Source organism: Stenotrophomonas maltophilia (assembly GCF_003970865.1).
GTDB classification, from domain to species: Bacteria; Pseudomonadota; Gammaproteobacteria; order Xanthomonadales; family Xanthomonadaceae; genus Stenotrophomonas; species Stenotrophomonas maltophilia_AR.
In genome coordinates this window covers 18,143-35,209 of record NZ_RXLZ01000009.1, presented here as the reverse complement: position 1 = coordinate 35,209, position 17,067 = coordinate 18,143, and the positions used below count along the sequence as shown (strand labels likewise).

Here is a 17,067-nt window from a genome sequence, read left to right as displayed (position 1 = left end):
CACCATGTCGACCGAACAGCTGATCGAAGCCGGCAGCGATACCGGCACCGCACTGGAATCGGGCGGCTTCGCCGAACTGCTGAACAAGCAGTTCCGGCCGAAGAGCGACCGTGCCCAGCAGGAAGTGGAATCGGCGGTACGCACGCTGGCCGAACAGGTGCTCAGCCGCGCGGACATCGTCAGCGACGATGTCTCGCAGACGATCAAGGCCTACATCGCCGAGATCGATCGAACGCTGACTGCACAGCTCAACCAGATCCTGCACCATCCGGACTTCCAGCAGCTGGAAGGTGCCTGGCGCGGCCTGCATTACCTGGTCAACAACACCGAGACCGATACCCAGCTGAAGATCCGGGTCTTCAATGTATCGAAGAAGGAACTGGGCAAGACCCTGAAGCGCTACAAGGGCACCGCCTGGGACCAGAGCCCGATCTTCAAGAAGGTCTACGAGCACGAGTACGGCCAGCTGGGCGGCGAGCCCTACGGCTGCCTGGTGGGTGATTACTACTTCGACCAGAGCCCGCAGGATGTCGAGCTGCTGGCCGGCATGGCCCAGGTGGCGTCGGCAGCGCATGCACCGTTCCTGTCGGCGGCGGCACCGCGCCTGCTGGGCATGGATGGCTGGGATGAACTGGCCAACCCGCGCGATCTGGCCAAGATCTTCACCACGCCCGACTACGCCGCCTGGCGCTCGCTGCGCGACTCGGAAGATTCCAAGTACATCGGGCTGGCGATGCCGCGCACGCTGGCGCGCCTGCCCTACGGCGCCGCCACCGATCCGGTGGACGAGTTCGATTTCGAAGAAGACACCTCCGGTGCCGATTCGAGCCGCTACACCTGGCAGAACGCGGCTTATGCGATGGCGGTCAACATCAACCGCTCGTTCAAGCAGTACGGCTGGTGCTCCAGGATCCGCGGCATCGAGTCCGGTGGCGCGGTGGAAGGCCTGCCCACGCATACCTTCCCGACTGACGACGGTGGCGTGGACATGAAGTGCCCGACCGAGGTGGCGATCACCGACCGTCGCTCCGCCGAGCTGGACAAGCTCGGCCTGATGCCACTCGTCCATCGCAAGAACTCGGACATGGCGGCCTTCATCAGCGCGCAGTCGTTGAACAAGCCCGCCGAGTACGACAACCCCGATGCCACCGCCAACGCAGCGCTGGCGGCCCGGCTGCCGTATATGTTCGCCTGCAACCGCTTCGCGCACTACCTCAAGTGCATCGTGCGCGACAAGATCGGTTCGTTCTCCAGCCGCGAGCAGATGCAGAAATGGCTGGGCAACTGGATTCTCAACTACGTCGACGGCGATCCGGCCAACTCCAGCGAGGAGTACAAGGCCAGCCATCCGCTCGCCGCTGCCGAGGTGGTGGTGGAGGAGGTGGAAGGTGCGCCTGGCTATTACACCTCCAAGTTCTTCCTGAAACCGCACTACCAGCTGGAAGGACTGACCGTTTCGCTGCGGCTGGTTTCGCGCCTGCCATCACAGGCCAAGGCCTGATCTTCCCGTTCCCCTTCCCGCGCTGGCCAGGCCCTGGCCGGCGAACCGATTCGACAGCCGATTGAAGGAGCAGTTCCATGGCATTCGACATGCATCTGAAGTTCAAGGGTGGCAGCGTCACCATCGAAGGTGGCTCGACCCACGCCAAGCACAAGAACGAGATTCCGGTACTGGCCTGGTCGTGGGGCGTCAGCAACAGCGGCGACCTGCACAGCGGTGGCGTCAGTTCCGGTGGCAAGGCCCACGTGCAGGACATCTCCATCACCAAGTACGTGGACAAGAGCTCCAACGCGCTGCTGCAGGCTGCCAGCACCGGTGCACGCATCGAGGAGGCGTGGTTGTACGTGACCAACGCCACCGGCGAGCAGACCGACTACGTGACCCTGCACCTGTCCAACGGCGTGCTGATCACATCGGTATCCACCGGCGGCTCCGGCGGTGAGGACCGCCTGACCGAGAACATCACCCTGCATTTCGGCAAGTTCCAGTATGGGTTCCAGCCGCAGAAGCCCGACGGCACCGCCGACGGCGCGGCCAAGACCTTCACCTACGACATGCAGGCCGTGGCCAAGGGCTGATGCATGAACGTGCCGCCCACCACCGCTTCCGCACCGGCCGTGGACCTGCTGCGGGCCGGTGACCTGGGCGGCGCGCTGCAGGCGCAGCGCGAACGTGTGCGTGCCGCACCGACCGCCGCCGCTGAACGTGTTTTCCTGTTCCAGCTGCTGGCCGTGCTCGGCCAGTGGCAACGGGCCGGGGCCCAGCTGCAGGCGGCCGTGCAGCTCGACGCCAGCCTGTCGCTGCTGGGCAGTGCCGGCCACGCCCTGCTGTGTGCCGAGCAGGTACGCGCCGAGGTATTCGCCGGCACGCGCCTGCCGCCTGTACTGGGCACGCCGCAACCCTGGCTGGCACCGCTGCTGCAGGCGCTGCAGCTGCAGCAGCAGGGCCACATCGACGCAGCCATTGAACTGCGCGAACAGGCGTTCTCGCAGGCACCGGCAATCGCGGGTGACTGTGATGGCGAGCCGTTCGAGTGGATCGCCGATGCCGACCCGCGTTTCGGCCCCTGCCTGGAAGTGATCACCCCCAGCGGCTATGCGTGGCTGCCGCTGGATGGCCTGGCTGAACTGCGCATCGATCCTCCCGAAGACCTGCGTGACCTGGTCTGGGCACCGGCCGAACTGCACCTGCGCCAGGGCAGTGCGCTGCGTGCGTTCGTGCCGGTACGTTATCCGGGCAGCGAAGCCGGCGATGACAGCGGCCTGCAGCTGGCCCGGCGCAGTGAATGGGACGAGCACGGCATCGGCAGTGGCCAACGCATGCTGGCCACCGACAGCGGTGATCATCCTCTGCTGCAGATCCGGCAGCTGCGGCTGCAGCGTGCGGACTGAGATGCGCCGATGGCCGAGCTGACCACCACCGAGCGCCTGCAGCCGTCCCTGCTGGACCGGTTGACCGACGATGCACCGCTGCAGCGCGACGAAAGCCGCGAACAGCGAGTGATCTCCGCCAGCCGACTGCGCGAGTGCGTGATGCGCGACCTGTCGTGGCTGCTCAACAGCGTGCACCTGGCGGCCAGCATGCGCCTGGACGATGCGCCCGACGTCGCCGGCTCGGTGCTCAACTACGGCATTCCGGACCTGACCGGGCTGGAGCTGGCCGGACTGGATGTCGCAACGCTGCAGCGGCGGCTGCGCGAGGCCATCCTCGCCTTCGAGCCGCGCCTGATCGCACACACGCTGCAGGTTACCGTCCAGGCCAACGCGCAACGGATGGACCGGCGCTCGCTGGTGTTCGACATCCGCTCGGAAATGTGGGCGCAGCCGATCCCGCTGAATCTCTACCTGAAGACCGAGGTGGACCTGGAGACCGGCCGCATGGACCTGGTCGAGGGCAATGCCTGATGGATCCGCGCCTGCTCCGCCACTACAACCGCGAGCTGCAGCACATCCGTGGCATGGGCGCAGAGTTCGCCCGCGAGTTCCCGAAGATCGCCGGGCGCCTCGGCATGGATGGCATGGAGTGTGCCGATCCCTATGTCGAGCGCCTGCTGGAAGGCTTTGCCTTCCTTGCCGCTCGCGTGCAGGTGAAGCTGGAGGCGCAGTTTCCGGTATTCACCCAGCACCTGCTGGAGATGGTGTATCCGCATTTCCTGGCGCCGGTCCCTTCCATGGCCGTCGTGCAGCTGCAGCCAGACCTGAAGGACGCCAAGCTGGCTGCGGGCCACCGTGTGCCCCGCCACAGCCGCCTCGTTGCCACGCCAATGGCCGGTGAGCGCACGGCCTGTGAGTACCGCACCGCGCATGAGGTGACGTTGTGGCCACTGCAGCTGGTGGAAGCGCGCTATTTCGAGAATCCGGCGGCATTGGCTGCGGCGGAGGTCGCAATTCCCACCGACAGCGCGGCGCGTGCGGGGCTGCGCCTGCGCCTGCAGGCACAGGCGGGCGTACCGCTGGAGACGTTGTCGCTCGATCGCCTGCCGTTGTTCCTGGCCGGCACCGATGGCCTGCCACGGCGGCTGTATGAGCAGCTGATGGGTAACGCGTGTGGCTGCTGGCTGCGCGCGGGAGGCCCGGCCCACTGGCAGCCCGCTGAGGCCCTGCAGCCGGCCGGTTTCGATGACACGCAGGCATTGCTGCCGTATGACGGGCGTTCGTTCAGTGGCTACCGGCTGCTGCAGGAGTATTTCGCCTGCCCGGAGCGGTTCCTGTTCGTCGAACTGACCGGGTTGAGGCCGGTGCTGCAGCGGGCCACCGGCAACCAGCTGGAAGTCGTGATCCTGTTCGATCGCAGTGAGCCCGGCCTGCACAATGCGTTGGGCGCGGACAACTTCCGCCTGTACTGCACGCCGGCCATCAACCTGTTTCCGCAGGCGGCCGACCGCGTGCACCTGTCGCCCGGACGCCACGAATACCATGTGCTGCCCGACCGTACCCGTCCGCTGGACCTGGAAGTGCATAGCGTCATCGCCGTGGACGGCTACGGTGACGGCCAGTCGCCCGAGCAGCGCTTCGCGCCGTTCTATGGCAGCCAGGCGCGTACCTGGCACGATCCGCAAGGCGCGTACTACACGCTGCGTCGCGAGCCGCGCCAGCTGTCGGCTCGCCAGCGGCGGCAGGGCGCACGCTCCAGCTATGTGGGCAGCGAGATGTTCATCAGCCTGGTCGATGCTGCCGACCGACCCTTCCCCAGCCGGCTGCGCCAGCTGGGGCTGCAGCTGCTGTGCAGCAATCGTGACCTGCCGTTGCAGATGCCGGTGGGCAAGGGACGCACCGACTTCAGCCTGGACGATGGTGCACCGGTCACCGCGATCCGCTGCGTGGCCGGACCGACCCGTCCACAGCCGGCCGGCGACGGCGGCGAAAGTGCCTGGAAACTGCTCAGCCACCTGCAGCTGAACTACCTGTCGCTGTTCGAGGACGGCGACGCACGCGGTACCGATGCGTTGCGCGAAATGCTGGCGCTGTACTGCGATCCACATGATGCCGGCGCGCAGCGCCAGCTGGAGGGACTGCGGGGCGTGTCAGCGCGTTCGATCGTGCGCCGCATCCCGGTGCCCGGCCCAATCACCTTCGGCCGTGGGCTGGAGATCACCCTGACCTGCGAGGATGCTGCTTTCGAAGGAACCGGGGCCTATCTGCTGGCGGCAGTGATGCGCCAGTTCTTCGCACGCTACGTTTCGATCAATGCCTTCACCGAAACCGTGCTGCGCACCGTTGAACGCAACGAGGTGGCCCGATGGACGGCCAGACCGGGCGCGCTGCTGGCGCTGTAGGCGCGCGCGCTGCGCTGCTGCAGGCGCTGGCCGCGGCACCGCACGCGTTCGAGGCGTTCACAGCGCTGCGCCTGCTGGAACGGGCGCACCCACACCTGCCGCGCTGGGGGTGCTCGACGCGCCCGGAGGAGGATCCGCTGCGGTTGCGGCAGGCACCGAGCCTGGCCTTCGCCCCCCGGGATGTCGATGCGATGGTCCCGGCAACCCGCACGTGCCCACCGCAGTTGCGCACGCTCGGCTTCGGCCTGTTCGGACCGAACGGTCCCTTGCCACTGCACCTGACCGAGTACGCACTGCAGCGGCAGCGCAGCGCACGCGATGACAGCCTGGTGGCGTTCGCCGACCTGTTCCATCACCGTCTGATGAGCCTGTTCTACCGCGCCTGGGCTGATGCACAACCCGTGGTACAGGCCGACCGGCCAGAGGACGACCGCTTCCGCCTGTACCTGGGGGCGTTGGTCGGCATCGCATCCCCCGCACTGCAGCGCCGTGATGCGCTGGACGATGACTTCCGCCGCCATCACGCCGGGCACCTGTTGCCGATGGCGCGCAATGCCGGGGGCCTGCGTGCGCTGACAGAAGCGGCGTTGCAGGTGCCGGCACAGGTGATCGGCTTTGTCGCCGAATGGATGCGCCTGCCCGAGGATGCGCAGCTGCACCTGGGGGTGCGCAGCAACCGGCTGGGCCGCAGTGCGGTGCTGGGCGCGCAGGTACGCGGGTGCCAGCATCGTTTCCGCCTGCGCATCGGCCCGCTTGACCTGGCCAGCTTCCGCCGCTGGTTGCCGGGTGGCACGCAGCTGCCACGCCTGGCAGCCCTGATACGCAGCCACAGCGGCGACACCCAGGCCTGGGATGTGCAGCTGCTGCTGCGCGCCGACCAAGTGCCGACGCTGCGACTGGCCCGCAGTGGGCGCCTTGGCCTGGACACCTGGCTGGGTCGACGCGCCTGGAGCGTGGCCGACGCCGACGACGTGGTCGTGCATCCGCGCGCCGCGATGGCCTTCACCGACCGACCTGGACCCCTGCCATGACCGAGATCCGCCGCAGTGCGCTGTTCGGCAAGCTCAACCCGCTTGCCTACCGTGCCATCGAAAGCGCCACCGTGTTCTGCAAGCTGCGCGGCAACCCCAACGTGGAGCTGGTGCATTGGCTGCACCAGCTGTTGCAGCTGCAGGATTCGGACCTGCACCGCATCGTGCGCCATGCGCAGCTGGACCCGGCGCGGCTGGCGCGTGACGTCACCGATGCGCTGGAGCGCCTGCCGCGCGGAGCGGGTGCTGTCACCGATCTGTCCAGTGCGGTGGAGGAGGCGGTCGAACGCGCCTGGATCCAGGCGTCGCTCGGTTTCGGCGAAGCGCAGGTGCGCAGTGCGTACCTGTTGCTCGGCGTGCTTTCCAGCCGCAGCCTGCGTAGCGGGCTGTCGGCGATCTCGCGCGAGTTCGACAAGCTGAAGCCGGAAGCGCTCAGCGAGGGCTTGGCCGGCATCATCGCCGGCTCGCCGGAAGAGGGCCAGCGACCGACCGATGGCTTCGCACTGGGAAATGCTGCCGCACCGGGCGATGCCAGCGGTGCCATCGCACCCGCTGCGATGGGCAAGCAGGAAGCGCTGGCGCGGTTCACCACCGACCTGACCGCCCAGGCCCGCGATGGCAAGCTCGATCCGATCATCGGACGCGATGATGAGATCCGCCAGGTGGTCGACATCCTGATGCGGCGGCGGCAGAACAACCCGATCCTGGTCGGCGAAGCGGGGGTCGGCAAGACCGCCGTGGTCGAGGGCCTGGCCCAGCGCATCGCACGCGGCGACATACCCCCCGCGCTGAAGGATGTGCAGCTGCGCGCGCTGGACGTTGGCCTGCTGCAGGCGGGCGCCAGCATGAAGGGGGAGTTCGAGCAGCGCCTGCGCGCGGTGATCGACGAAGTGCAGGCCAGCCCGGCGCCGATCATCCTGTTCGTGGACGAGACCCACACCCTGGTGGGTGCCGGGGGTGCGGCCGGCACCGGCGATGCGGCCAACCTGCTGAAGCCGGCATTGGCGCGCGGCACGCTGCGCACGGTGGGCGCCACCACCTGGGCCGAGTACAAGAAGTACATCGAGAAAGACCCTGCGCTGACCCGGCGATTCCAGGCGGTGCAGGTGGAGGAGCCGGACGAGGCGCGTGCGGTGCGGATGATGCGCGGCGTGGCCAGCATGATGGAGAAGCACCACCAGGTGCAGATCCTGGATGAAGCGCTGGAAGCTGCGGTCAGGCTGAGCCATCGCTACATCCCGGCGCGGCAGCTGCCGGACAAGTCGGTCAGCCTGCTCGATACCGCGTGCGCACGCGTGGCGGTGAGCCTGCACGCGGTGCCAGCGGAGGTGGACGACAGCCGCAGGCGGATTGAATCGCTGCAGACCGAGCAGGCCATCATCGACCGCGAATCCGCGATCGGCATCGTGGTGGCCGAGCGCGGCGCGACCTGCGCGCAGGCGCTGGCGGATGAGCAGCAGCGCCTGTCCAGGCTGGAGCAGCGCTGGCAGGCCGAGAAAGCGCTGGTCGATGAGTTGCTGGATCTGCGTGCGCAGCTGCGCAGCGGCAACGTGCCCGTGGAAGGTACCGGCAGCGCACTGGAAGCGGCGGCGGCACAGGCCGATGGTGATGCCGTGGTGGCCTCGGTACCGGTGCAGGCACGCGACCGTGATGTGTTGCTGGCACGCCTGCAGCTGGTACAGGCCGAACTGGCGGCACTGCAGGGCGAGGCCCCGCTGATCCTGCCGACGGTCGATCACCAGGCGGTGGCGGCGGTGGTGGCCGACTGGACCGGCATTCCGGTTGGGCGCATGGCACGCAACGAGATCGACACCGTTCTGCGACTGCCGGAGTTGCTTGGCCAACGCGTGATCGGCCAGGACCATGCGATGGAGATGATCGCCAAGCGCATCCAGACCAGCCGCGCAGGCCTGGACAACCCGGACAAGCCGATCGGTGTGTTCCTGCTGGCGGGCACCTCTGGCGTGGGCAAGACCGAAACCGCGCTGGCGCTGGCCGAGGCGCTGTACGGCGGCGAGCAGAACCTGATCACCATCAACATGAGCGAGTACCAGGAAGCACATACGGTGTCGTCACTGAAGGGGGCGCCGCCGGGCTATGTGGGTTATGGCGAGGGTGGTGTGCTGACCGAAGCGGTGCGCCGCAAGCCGTACTCGGTGGTGCTGCTGGACGAGGTGGAGAAGGCACACCCGGATGTGCACGAGCTGTTCTTCCAGGTGTTCGACAAGGGCTGGATGGAAGACGGCGAAGGCCGCCGCATCGACTTCCGCAACACGCTGATCCTGCTGACCAGCAACGCCGGCACCGAACTGATCGCCAGCCTGTGCGCCGATCCGGAACTGGTTCCCGACCCGGAAAGCATGGCCAAGGCATTGCGCGCGCCACTGCTGAAGGTGTTTCCGCCGGCGCTGCTGGGGCGGCTGGTGGCGATTCCGTACTACCCGCTGAGCGCGGACATGCTGGGCCGCATCGTGCGGTTGCAGTTGAACCGCATCAAGAAGCGGGTGGAGGCACGCTATCGCATTCCGTTCGAATACGACGACTCGGTGGTGGAGCTGGTGGTGAGCCGCTGCACCGAAGGCGAATCGGGTGGGCGGATGATCGACGCGATATTGACCAATTCGATGTTGCCGGAGATCAGTCGGGAGTTTCTGGCGCGGCTTGTATCGGGGGAGGGCGTTGTCGGCGCCAACGTGGCCGCAAGCGAGGGCCGATTCAACTACCAGTTCTAGATGCTTGGGTTCGCACTGGCCGGGCTTCCACGCACAAACGGAGAACATCGATGCCGAACATCAAAAAGCCTTACACAATCGAGGAAGCGGCTATCGCGATTGACAGGAGCAATGGTCAAAAACTTGATCACGGCCCCGACGATCCGCGGACACGGAATGCATACAACAACACAGGGAAAAAGCTTGGGCATGAGTATATGCACAGAGGTGCCGTTGGAATCTACAACACGACGGGTGACCATCCGACCGGCATGCGCGTGTTGACTCCGCTCGAGAACAACGTGCTGAACAAGAGCCGGGCGGCCAATCGATCCTGCTCCTACCGGCTTGCGCACTTTCTGTTGAACTCCAGCCAGGTGCAGGTCGAACTTGGAAATGCTGATGCCGGGATCGGGCCCGCGCAGAAATGGTTGAAGACAGTTGCAGTCACGGATTCGTCCATCTATGGCTACGAGGCGGGGTCGGATGTGCCAAAGCGCGTATGCGAAGCGGCGATAAACTTCAGAAAAATAGGCGATGAACTTTTCATCGCTTCCCTCTATCCGACAAAGTTCCTCGCGGAAGAGGAACTTCAGATATCGTCGCTCTTTGAAGGACCCTAGCAGCCTCTTCGTGGGCATCTGAGCAGAACTTGGGATACCGGCCCGGGAAACAGGAAGAACTGCACATGTCAGCTGATCCGAACGATCTATCAAAGAAGTTGAACCAGACTTCCACGACTTTCAACGTGGCCAACCACATGATGATGATGGGCCTGGTCGGGAAACTGCCAATGCTCCGCAGGTCTATCCAGTGCTCACCGATACGCCACGCATCAAGTGCAACCAGCATTGTGACTTCGAAATCAGATACAGCAGCGGATGTCGCCAGCATCGCCATGAGTGCTTATACGTACATCGGCCATGTGCCTGTTCTCTTTGGAAAATCCGCATTCCGATTTGCGCCGGTCATCGGCCAACTGATGTTTGCCAAAGACGCTTACACATTGGCAAACGGAGTGATCGACGCACGCGCGGCGGCAGGCAACGAACATTGCCAGGTACTGAAGATGCATATCGGAAGCATGGAAGAATGTGTGACTCGGGGGGCGACCAAGATGATCGACATGCTTTCCAATATTCAGCCAACCGACCTTGGTCCGGGCCCATGGGATTGATACGGATCTGACGATGCAACCCGCCGCCCGCCTGACCGATCTCCACACCTGCCCGATGGTCACCGGCGTGGTTCCCCACGTCGGTGGCCCGATCACTGCGCCTGGCGCACCGGCCGTGCTGATCGGTGGCCTGCCGGCAGCGAGGGTGGGCGACCTGTGCACCTGCGTCGGTCCGCCCGACAGCATCGTCAAAGGTTCGGTGAAGGTCTTCATCAAGGGCCAACCGGCGGCGCGCCTGGGTGACAGCACCGCGCATGGCGGTGTGATCGTGCTCGGGTGCTTCACCGTGCTGGTTGGCTGAGCTGGTGCGCGAAGGCCACCACCAGGACATCTGCGGACATTCCCCAAAGGCTTCGGGTCAATTCCGGTCAGACGATGCAACGATCGTCGGGACGGATGGAGATCGCCCGTACAACCGGCTTCTGTGATGCGTGACCACTTTAGGTCGATCCAAATCTCCGTCATCGCGTTCAAGTGAGACGAATCGCCGCCTGATACTCCTTCACACCGTCGGAGAATTCAGCCTATATGCGTCACGTCCTGACTATTTCTACACGCTTTGCTCGCGTAGGATCGACCGCGCCGCGCCTGGGGATCCGCGGCCACGTCCCGGATGACCGCCCTCCCGATACTGTCGCCCCAGCGGCCAGCGCGACGTCTCTTCGTTGCGGGCGGGCAGCGTTTCGCCATGCATCCCTGCATGGCGGCGCATCCGGCGTCGAGCGAGGGATTGCCATGAATGACACGCTGCCGCCCGTCGAGGGCATCACCCACCTGCTTGCGCGCTGGCAGGACGGCGAAGCACCGGCCAGCGATACGCTGGCGCGACTGGTCTACGACGAACTGCACCAGATCGCGGTGCGCAGCCTGGCACGTGGCGTGGCCGATGGTTTCCAGCCGACCGAGCTGGTCAACGAGGCCTGGATGCGGCTGTCGGCACGCGAGCATGGCTTCGCATCGCGCGGGCATTTCTATGCAGTGGCATCGTTGCAGATGCGCCACCTTCTGGTGGACCTTGCGCGCATGCGCGATCGTGGCAAGCGGCGCGGGCAGCAGGTCACGCTGACGGTGAAGCTGGTCGATCCCGGCGTGCAGCCGGTGGACCTGCTCAGCATCGCCGAGGCGTTCGATGAGCTGGCCAGGCTGGATGCCCGCAAGGCGCGTGCGTTCGCGATGACCGAACTGGTCGGGCTGACCGTGGCTGAAACCGCAAATCTGCTGGACATTTCCATTCCCACCGCCGAGCGCGATCTGCGTTTCGTGCGCGTCTGGTTGGCCGCACGGTTGTCGTCATGCTGAGCCTGGAGCGCTGGCGCCAGTTGGAAAGTCTCTTCCACCGGGCCAGCGCACTGAGCGGCGCGGCGCGTGCGGCGTTCGTACAGGCGGAGGTCGGACATGACCCGCCATTGCGTCGCGAACTGGAGGCGATGCTGGCGGTGGAGGCCGAAGCTACGGTGCGCCTGCGGGTGCCGCTGCGCCAGGCGGTCTCAGAGATCGGCCGCGAACCGCCCCCGATCCTGCCACCGGGTACCCGCTGCGGCCCGTGGGCGGTAGACGCGATGATCGGCACGGGCGGCATGGGCCGGGTCTACCTTGGCCATCGTGCCGACGGCGCCTATCGGCAGCAGGTGGCCATCAAGATGATGGCCAACCCGGGGCTGGATGAGAAAAGCCGAGCGTTCTTCGAGTTCGAATGCCAGATGCAGGCACAGATGCATCACCCAGCCATCGCGCAGATCTATGACGCGGGGATGCATGAGGACGAACGTCCCTACCTGGTAATGGAGTACATCGACGGCGAGGGCATCGACCGCTGGTGCGCCCAACGTCGCGCACCGCTGGACCTGCGGGTGCGGCTGATGATGCAGGTCTGCCAGGGCGTGCAGCATGCACACCAGAAGGGTGTGATCCATCGCGACCTGAAGCCGAGCAATGTGCTGGTGGGTGCCGTGGATGGCGCACCGCAGCCGAAGATCATCGACTTCGGCATCGCCATTGCCGGCAGCCATGACGATACCGATCGCTGGTCCGGCGGCACGCCGGGCTACATGAGCCCGGAGCAGACAGGCCTGGAGATCGATATCGACGCGCGCAGTGACGTGTACTCGCTGGGCGCGATGCTGCATGAGCTGCTGTGCGGGCAACGGCCACCGGCACGGATGCCGGAGCCGCTGTCGCCGTTGGCAGTGTTCCTCGATCTGACGGTCGAGGCGCAGGCCGGGCTGGCTGCTTCCTGCCAGTGCAGCCGACGTGAACTGCGGCGCGCTCTGGAGGAAGGCCTGGATGCCATCGTGCGTCGTTCCACCGACCCGCAGCGCTCGGGACGCTATGACGGTGTATCGGCGCTGCTGGCCGACCTCGACCGCTGGTGTCGCAACATTCCGCCGTTGGTCTCACGCCAGCAGCGGTTGCTGGTGGCCCGCAAGTTCCTGCAGCGGCACCGGTTGCCGGTGGTCCTGGCGGCCTTGACCCTGGGCTGCGTGGTCGTTGGCCTGGCGGCATCGCTGTGGGCGCTGCAGCAGGCGCGCAGCCAACAGGCCGTGGCCAGTCACCGCCAGCAGCAACTGGAGCGCATGGTCGAATTCCAGCAGGAGATGCTGCAGAGCGTGGACGTCGATGCGATGGGGCACGCGATGGCCGCGGCCAACGGCGAGGCGATGCAGCGGGCGTTGCAGGATTCAGCTGACGCGCCGCTGGATCTGGAATCACTGCGGGCCAAGGTTCCGGCCTCGGACATCGCTCGTGATCTGCTGGAGCGCTACGTGGTGGCCCATGCACTGGATCGCCTGCAGCAGGACTTTGCCGATGATCCATCCCTGTCTGCGGACCTGCGCCAGTCGCTGGCCCGCGTGCTGATCTCGATCGGCCGTTACCCGGCAGCGGTGCGCGAGCTGCAGTCGGTGCTGTCGGTGCAGCGCGAGCAGCATGCAGGCGGCCTGCGCCTGGTATCGGCGCTGGCGGATCTGGCCGATGCGCTGTATCGCCGCGGCAACCTGGTCGAGGCGCGCGGCCTGCTGGATGAAGCCATGTCACTCCAGCGGCCGGAGCTGGCGCCGGATAACCCGCTGTGGCTGCGCGTAGGCGCGCAGCAGGCGCAGGTGATGGCGGGGCAGGGAGAACTGGAGAAGGCCCTGCAGCGGCAGCAGGCCCTGGTCACGGCGTGGACGCCGCGCCTGGAGAAGGATGCCCCGGCGCTGCTGGAGCTGGAGCTGGGCATGGTGACCACGCTCAGTGAGCTGACCCGCCGTGAAGAAGCCCTGGCGCGGCTGGAGCCCTTGCTGCCCCGGTTCCGCACGCGTTTCGGCGACAACGCGCCGCGCACGCTGGCGGCGATGCTGATGCTGGCGCGCCTGCAGAACACGTTCAACGAATACGAGAACTCGCTGGCGCTGGCCAGCGAAGTGCGCCAGCGGCGCGAGCGCAGCCTCGGCTCCGAACATCCAGACACGCTGTCGGCGGCTGCCCTGCAGGGCTTCAACATGGTGCGTCTGGCGCAGGCTGAGCCGGCATTCACCCAGACCCAGGCCTTCATGGAGCACCTGCTGGGCGAGCAGCAGCGCGTGCTGGGGGCCGACCATCCGGATGCCCTGCAGACCAAGGCGGAGCTGATCCGGGTGCTGGCCAAGCAGGATCAGCCGCAGCGCTTCGAGCGCGCCGTGCAACTGCAGCGCGAGCTGCTGCAGCAGCGCACGCGCACGCTCGGGCGGATGCATCCGGACACGCTGTTCACCCTGGGCGGACTGGCCAGCATGCTGGCCAGGACCGATCACTACGATGAGGCGCGCGAGGCGGCGTATGCCGCGCTGGAAGGCAACCAACGGCTGATGCCGGACGACTACCGCCTGATCTCGGCGACCTGGGACGTGGTGGGGCGGGTCGAGAATCGTGCCGGCCGCTTGCCGGCCGCGCGCGATGCCCATGCCAAGGCATTGGAACTGCGCGCGTCCAGCCGCGGCGTACTCGACGCACACACGACGGAGAGCGCGTCGCGGCTCTACGCCGTGCTCAAGCGCATGCATGCCACCGAGGCGATGGCCGACATCGAGCGGCACTATCTCGATCCGGTGATCGCACGGGATCCGGCAACGCTCAATACCTCGCAGCGCAGCGTGCGCGATGAAGCACTGAGGGCGCTGAAGGAACCGGGGGAGCCGGGCAGCCTCGGCCGGTGAGACGAAATGCCGGTTGCGCGCCGGCAACGCGTGGGAGCATCCGGTCGCGGATCCGGCCAGCACCCGCGCGGGCCGGACGAATCTTCTCCACCGTGGACGGGCATGGCGCGCACGATCTCCCTGCAGTCGGACCTGGGCGGACGACTGCGCTTCCAGCAGCTTCAGGGCCGTGAGTCGCTCGGCCAACCCTACCGCTATGTGCTGTCGGCACTGTGTAGTGGAGATCCGCCGGATCCCTCCCGTCTGCTTGGCACGCCGTTCGGCATCAGCCTGGTGCACGACAACGGCAACCGACACCTGCATGGCATCGTCGCGGCCGTCGCCCTGCTGGGGCAGCGCGAGGTAGGCGAAGAGCGCTTCACCACGATCGAAGTCACCCTGGTACCGCGTCTATGGTTGCTTGGCCAGCAGCACGACAGCCGCATATTCTCCGGGCAATCGGTGGTGGACATCGTGCGCACGCTGCTGTCGGAGATCGGTTGCACCGATGTGCGGGTGCAGCTGGGCGGGAATCCTGTCGTGCGCGATTACTGCGTCCAGTACGATGAGCCGAGCCTGGACTTCATCCATCGGCTGTTGCAGCAGGAAGGCCTCTACTACTACTTCGAGCACACTGCAGATCGCCACACGCTGGTACTGGCCGATGGCCTGGGCGCCCATGCCACGGCGGCACCGTTCGAGCGCCTGCCCTGGCAGGCCGAGCGTGAGCCCCCGGCGCTGGGAGCACCGGGCATGGCCGACTGGCAGCAGCAGCACCAGCTGCGCCCGACGCACTGGCAGCTGGATGAGTTCGATCCGGCGAAGCCGCGCGCGGTGCTGCTGGGAGAGGCACAGGCCGATGGCGATGACGGTGCCGGTACGCGTTCCATCTACCGTGGCCATGGCCGGCAGCAGAGCGCCGAACAAGGCCGGCAGCGGGCACAGGTGCGCGTTGAAGCCGAGCAGGCTGCACGTGCGCAGTGGCATGGCCGTACCCGCGCCTGGAACCTGGGTGCCGGCCATCTGTTCGACCTCGAAGGCTGCCCGCAGGCCGGCTGCAACCGGCAGTATCTGGTGGTGACCAGCGAGCTTGAAGTCGTCGAGGCGGCTCCCGGCTCCGTAACGGCCAGTGTGGGTCCATCACTGCAGTGCCGGTTGCAGGTACTCGACAGTCGCGTGCCGTACCGTTCACTGGCCGACACGCGGTGGCCGCGCATTGCAGGCCTGCAGAGCGCCATCGTGGCCGGCGACACCGACGAAGACATTGCCGTGGATGTGCAGGGACGGGTGAACGTGCATTTCCACTGGAGTCGCGCGGCCCGCAGCCATGGTCGGGCTTCGTGCCCGGTACGCGTGGCGACCTCCTGGGCGGGCAAGGGGTGGGGCGCGCAGAGCCTGCCGCGGGTTGGCCAGGAGGTACTGGTCGCGTTCCTCGAGGGCGACCCGGACCGGCCACTCATTGTCGGCAGCGTCTTCAATGCAGACCACGTGCCGCCCTATGCGTTGCCGGAACAGCGGACGCGGTCGGGCATCCGTAGCCGCAGCCATCCCGATGGGGGCGCGGATGACTACAACGAGATCTGCTTCGAGGACCGCAAGGGCGCCGAGGAGCTGCGCCTGCACGCGCAACGCGACCTGCATGTGGAGGCCGAGCACGATCGCATCCTGAAGGTCGGCCATGACCAGCAGGCCACCATCGGCAACGACCAGACCCTCACCGTCGAGCATGACCAGCGCGCCACGATCCGCCACGACCGCAGCATCAAGGTCGACAATGAAGACACGCTGGACGTGGGCACCCATGCGCGGATCCACGTCGGCCAACGCTTCCGGCTGGAGGCCGGGCAGGAGATCGAGCTGGTCACCGGCGCGTCGCGCATCGTGATGAACAGTGCCGGTGACATCGCGGTCGAGGGCGTGAACGTGCGCATCGGTGGCAACAGCACGGTGGAGATCGAAGGAGGGGTGGAGGTCCGCGTCAAGGCGGGCGCCAGCATGGATATCGGCGCGGGGGCCAGCCTGAAGATGCACTCCGACGCCACCCTGCAGGTGCAGGGTGGGGCGATGGCCGAGGTCAAGGCGCCGATGCTGACCCTGTCCGGCGACGCATTGGCCAAGCTGGCCGCCGCGCTGGTGACGATCGGATGAGCATGCACATGGATACCGTCGCGCAGGCCTGTGCGGACATGCAGATCGACGCGCAGGCCTGCGCAGTGCTGGCGCCCGGGCTGCCGCCGGCCCAGGCAGTACAGGTGCTGCTGCAGGCCGGCTACGTGCAGGCCGCATTGCAGCTGGCCGCGCGCCTGTTGCCCAAGCGCTACGTAGTGGCCTGGCTGTGCCAGTGCGCACGTGGTGAAACGCTGGCGCCGGAAGCACGTGCGGGCGCCATGCTGGCCGAGCGCTGGTTGCGCGAGCCCAGTGAAGGTAACCGCCGTGCTGCCTTCGAATTCGCCAATGCCGGTGGCTACCGCAGCGTGGGTGCCTGGCTGGCAGCCAGTGCCGGCTGGGCCGAGGGCAGCCTGGCACCGGCGGGGCAACCGGTGGTGGTGGTGCCGCCGGACCATCTGGTGGCGTGCGCCGCCGTCGCAGCGCTGGGGCTGCTTGCCGCCGAGCAGCCGCAGGCCTTCCAGCAACGCCGGCGTGGCTATGCCGAACAGGCGCTGGCGCTGCTGGACGCAGCGCGATGAACCGCTGTTCCACGCATGACGCCTACATTGACGT

General features: G+C 66.6%; 14 protein-coding genes. All 14 read left to right on the top strand.

The genetic code is table 11. The features are described from left to right. Positions 1–4 precede the first annotated feature (4 nt). The gene (tssC, locus tag EKL94_RS04585) at positions 5–1,501 is read left to right on the top strand and encodes a type VI secretion system contractile sheath large subunit (protein WP_110714162.1); all 1,497 of its coding nucleotides are present in this window, start codon (positions 5–7) and stop codon (positions 1,499–1,501) included. Positions 1,502–1,578: 77 nt separating this feature from the next. Further along, positions 1,579–2,079, top strand: a complete 501-nt coding sequence (locus tag EKL94_RS04580) for an Hcp family type VI secretion system effector (RefSeq protein ID WP_126928173.1) — start codon at positions 1,579–1,581, stop codon at positions 2,077–2,079. Positions 2,080–2,082: 3 nt separating this feature from the next. Continuing rightward, positions 2,083–2,892 (top strand): type VI secretion system accessory protein TagJ, encoded by an 810-nt coding sequence (locus EKL94_RS04575; RefSeq protein WP_126928172.1) that lies wholly within the window; start codon positions 2,083–2,085, stop codon positions 2,890–2,892. A 9-nt stretch (positions 2,893–2,901) separates the two neighbouring features. Continuing rightward, a complete protein-coding gene (gene tssE, locus EKL94_RS04570) occupies positions 2,902–3,405 on the top strand; it encodes a type VI secretion system baseplate subunit TssE (protein ID WP_126928171.1) in 504 nt (167 codons plus the stop codon). Beyond that, positions 3,405–5,276 carry a type VI secretion system baseplate subunit TssF gene (gene tssF, locus EKL94_RS04565; RefSeq protein WP_126928170.1) on the top strand — a complete coding sequence of 624 codons (1,872 nt, stop codon included), beginning with the start codon at positions 3,405–3,407 and terminating at the stop codon, positions 5,274–5,276. Before tssE ends, tssF begins: the two co-directional genes overlap by 1 nt. Further along, entirely contained in the window at positions 5,240–6,307 is a 1,068-nt protein-coding gene (tssG, locus tag EKL94_RS04560; RefSeq protein WP_126928169.1) for a type VI secretion system baseplate subunit TssG, read from the top strand. Before tssF ends, tssG begins: the two co-directional genes overlap by 37 nt. Further along, positions 6,304–9,039, top strand: a complete 2,736-nt coding sequence (tssH, locus tag EKL94_RS04555; RefSeq protein WP_126928168.1) for a type VI secretion system ATPase TssH — start codon at positions 6,304–6,306, stop codon at positions 9,037–9,039. Before tssG ends, tssH begins: the two co-directional genes overlap by 4 nt. Before the next feature lie 50 nt (positions 9,040–9,089). After that, complete coding sequence (locus EKL94_RS04550; protein WP_126928167.1) at positions 9,090–9,641, top strand: hypothetical protein; 552 nt, start codon at positions 9,090–9,092, stop codon at positions 9,639–9,641. 65 nt (positions 9,642–9,706) lie between these two features. Then, the gene (locus EKL94_RS04545) at positions 9,707–10,195 is read left to right on the top strand and encodes a hypothetical protein (protein ID WP_126928166.1); all 489 of its coding nucleotides are present in this window, start codon (positions 9,707–9,709) and stop codon (positions 10,193–10,195) included. A 13-nt stretch (positions 10,196–10,208) separates the two neighbouring features. Then, positions 10,209–10,496 carry a PAAR domain-containing protein gene (locus EKL94_RS04540; protein WP_126928165.1) on the top strand — a complete coding sequence of 96 codons (288 nt, stop codon included), beginning with the start codon at positions 10,209–10,211 and terminating at the stop codon, positions 10,494–10,496. Positions 10,497–10,930: 434 nt separating this feature from the next. Further along, positions 10,931–11,494, top strand: a complete 564-nt coding sequence (locus EKL94_RS04535) for an ECF-type sigma factor (RefSeq protein ID WP_126928164.1) — start codon at positions 10,931–10,933, stop codon at positions 11,492–11,494. After that, the gene (locus EKL94_RS04530; RefSeq protein WP_126928163.1) at positions 11,488–14,367 is read left to right on the top strand and encodes a protein kinase domain-containing protein; all 2,880 of its coding nucleotides are present in this window, start codon (positions 11,488–11,490) and stop codon (positions 14,365–14,367) included. Before EKL94_RS04535 ends, EKL94_RS04530 begins: the two co-directional genes overlap by 7 nt. A 102-nt stretch (positions 14,368–14,469) precedes the next feature. Continuing rightward, on the top strand, positions 14,470–16,494 hold the full coding sequence (locus tag EKL94_RS04525) for a type VI secretion system Vgr family protein (RefSeq protein ID WP_185829989.1): 2,025 nt from the start codon (positions 14,470–14,472) through the stop codon (positions 16,492–16,494). After that, entirely contained in the window at positions 16,491–17,033 is a 543-nt protein-coding gene (locus tag EKL94_RS04520) for a DUF6931 family protein (protein WP_126928161.1), read from the top strand. Before EKL94_RS04525 ends, EKL94_RS04520 begins: the two co-directional genes overlap by 4 nt. Positions 17,034–17,067: the final 34 nt, after the last annotated feature.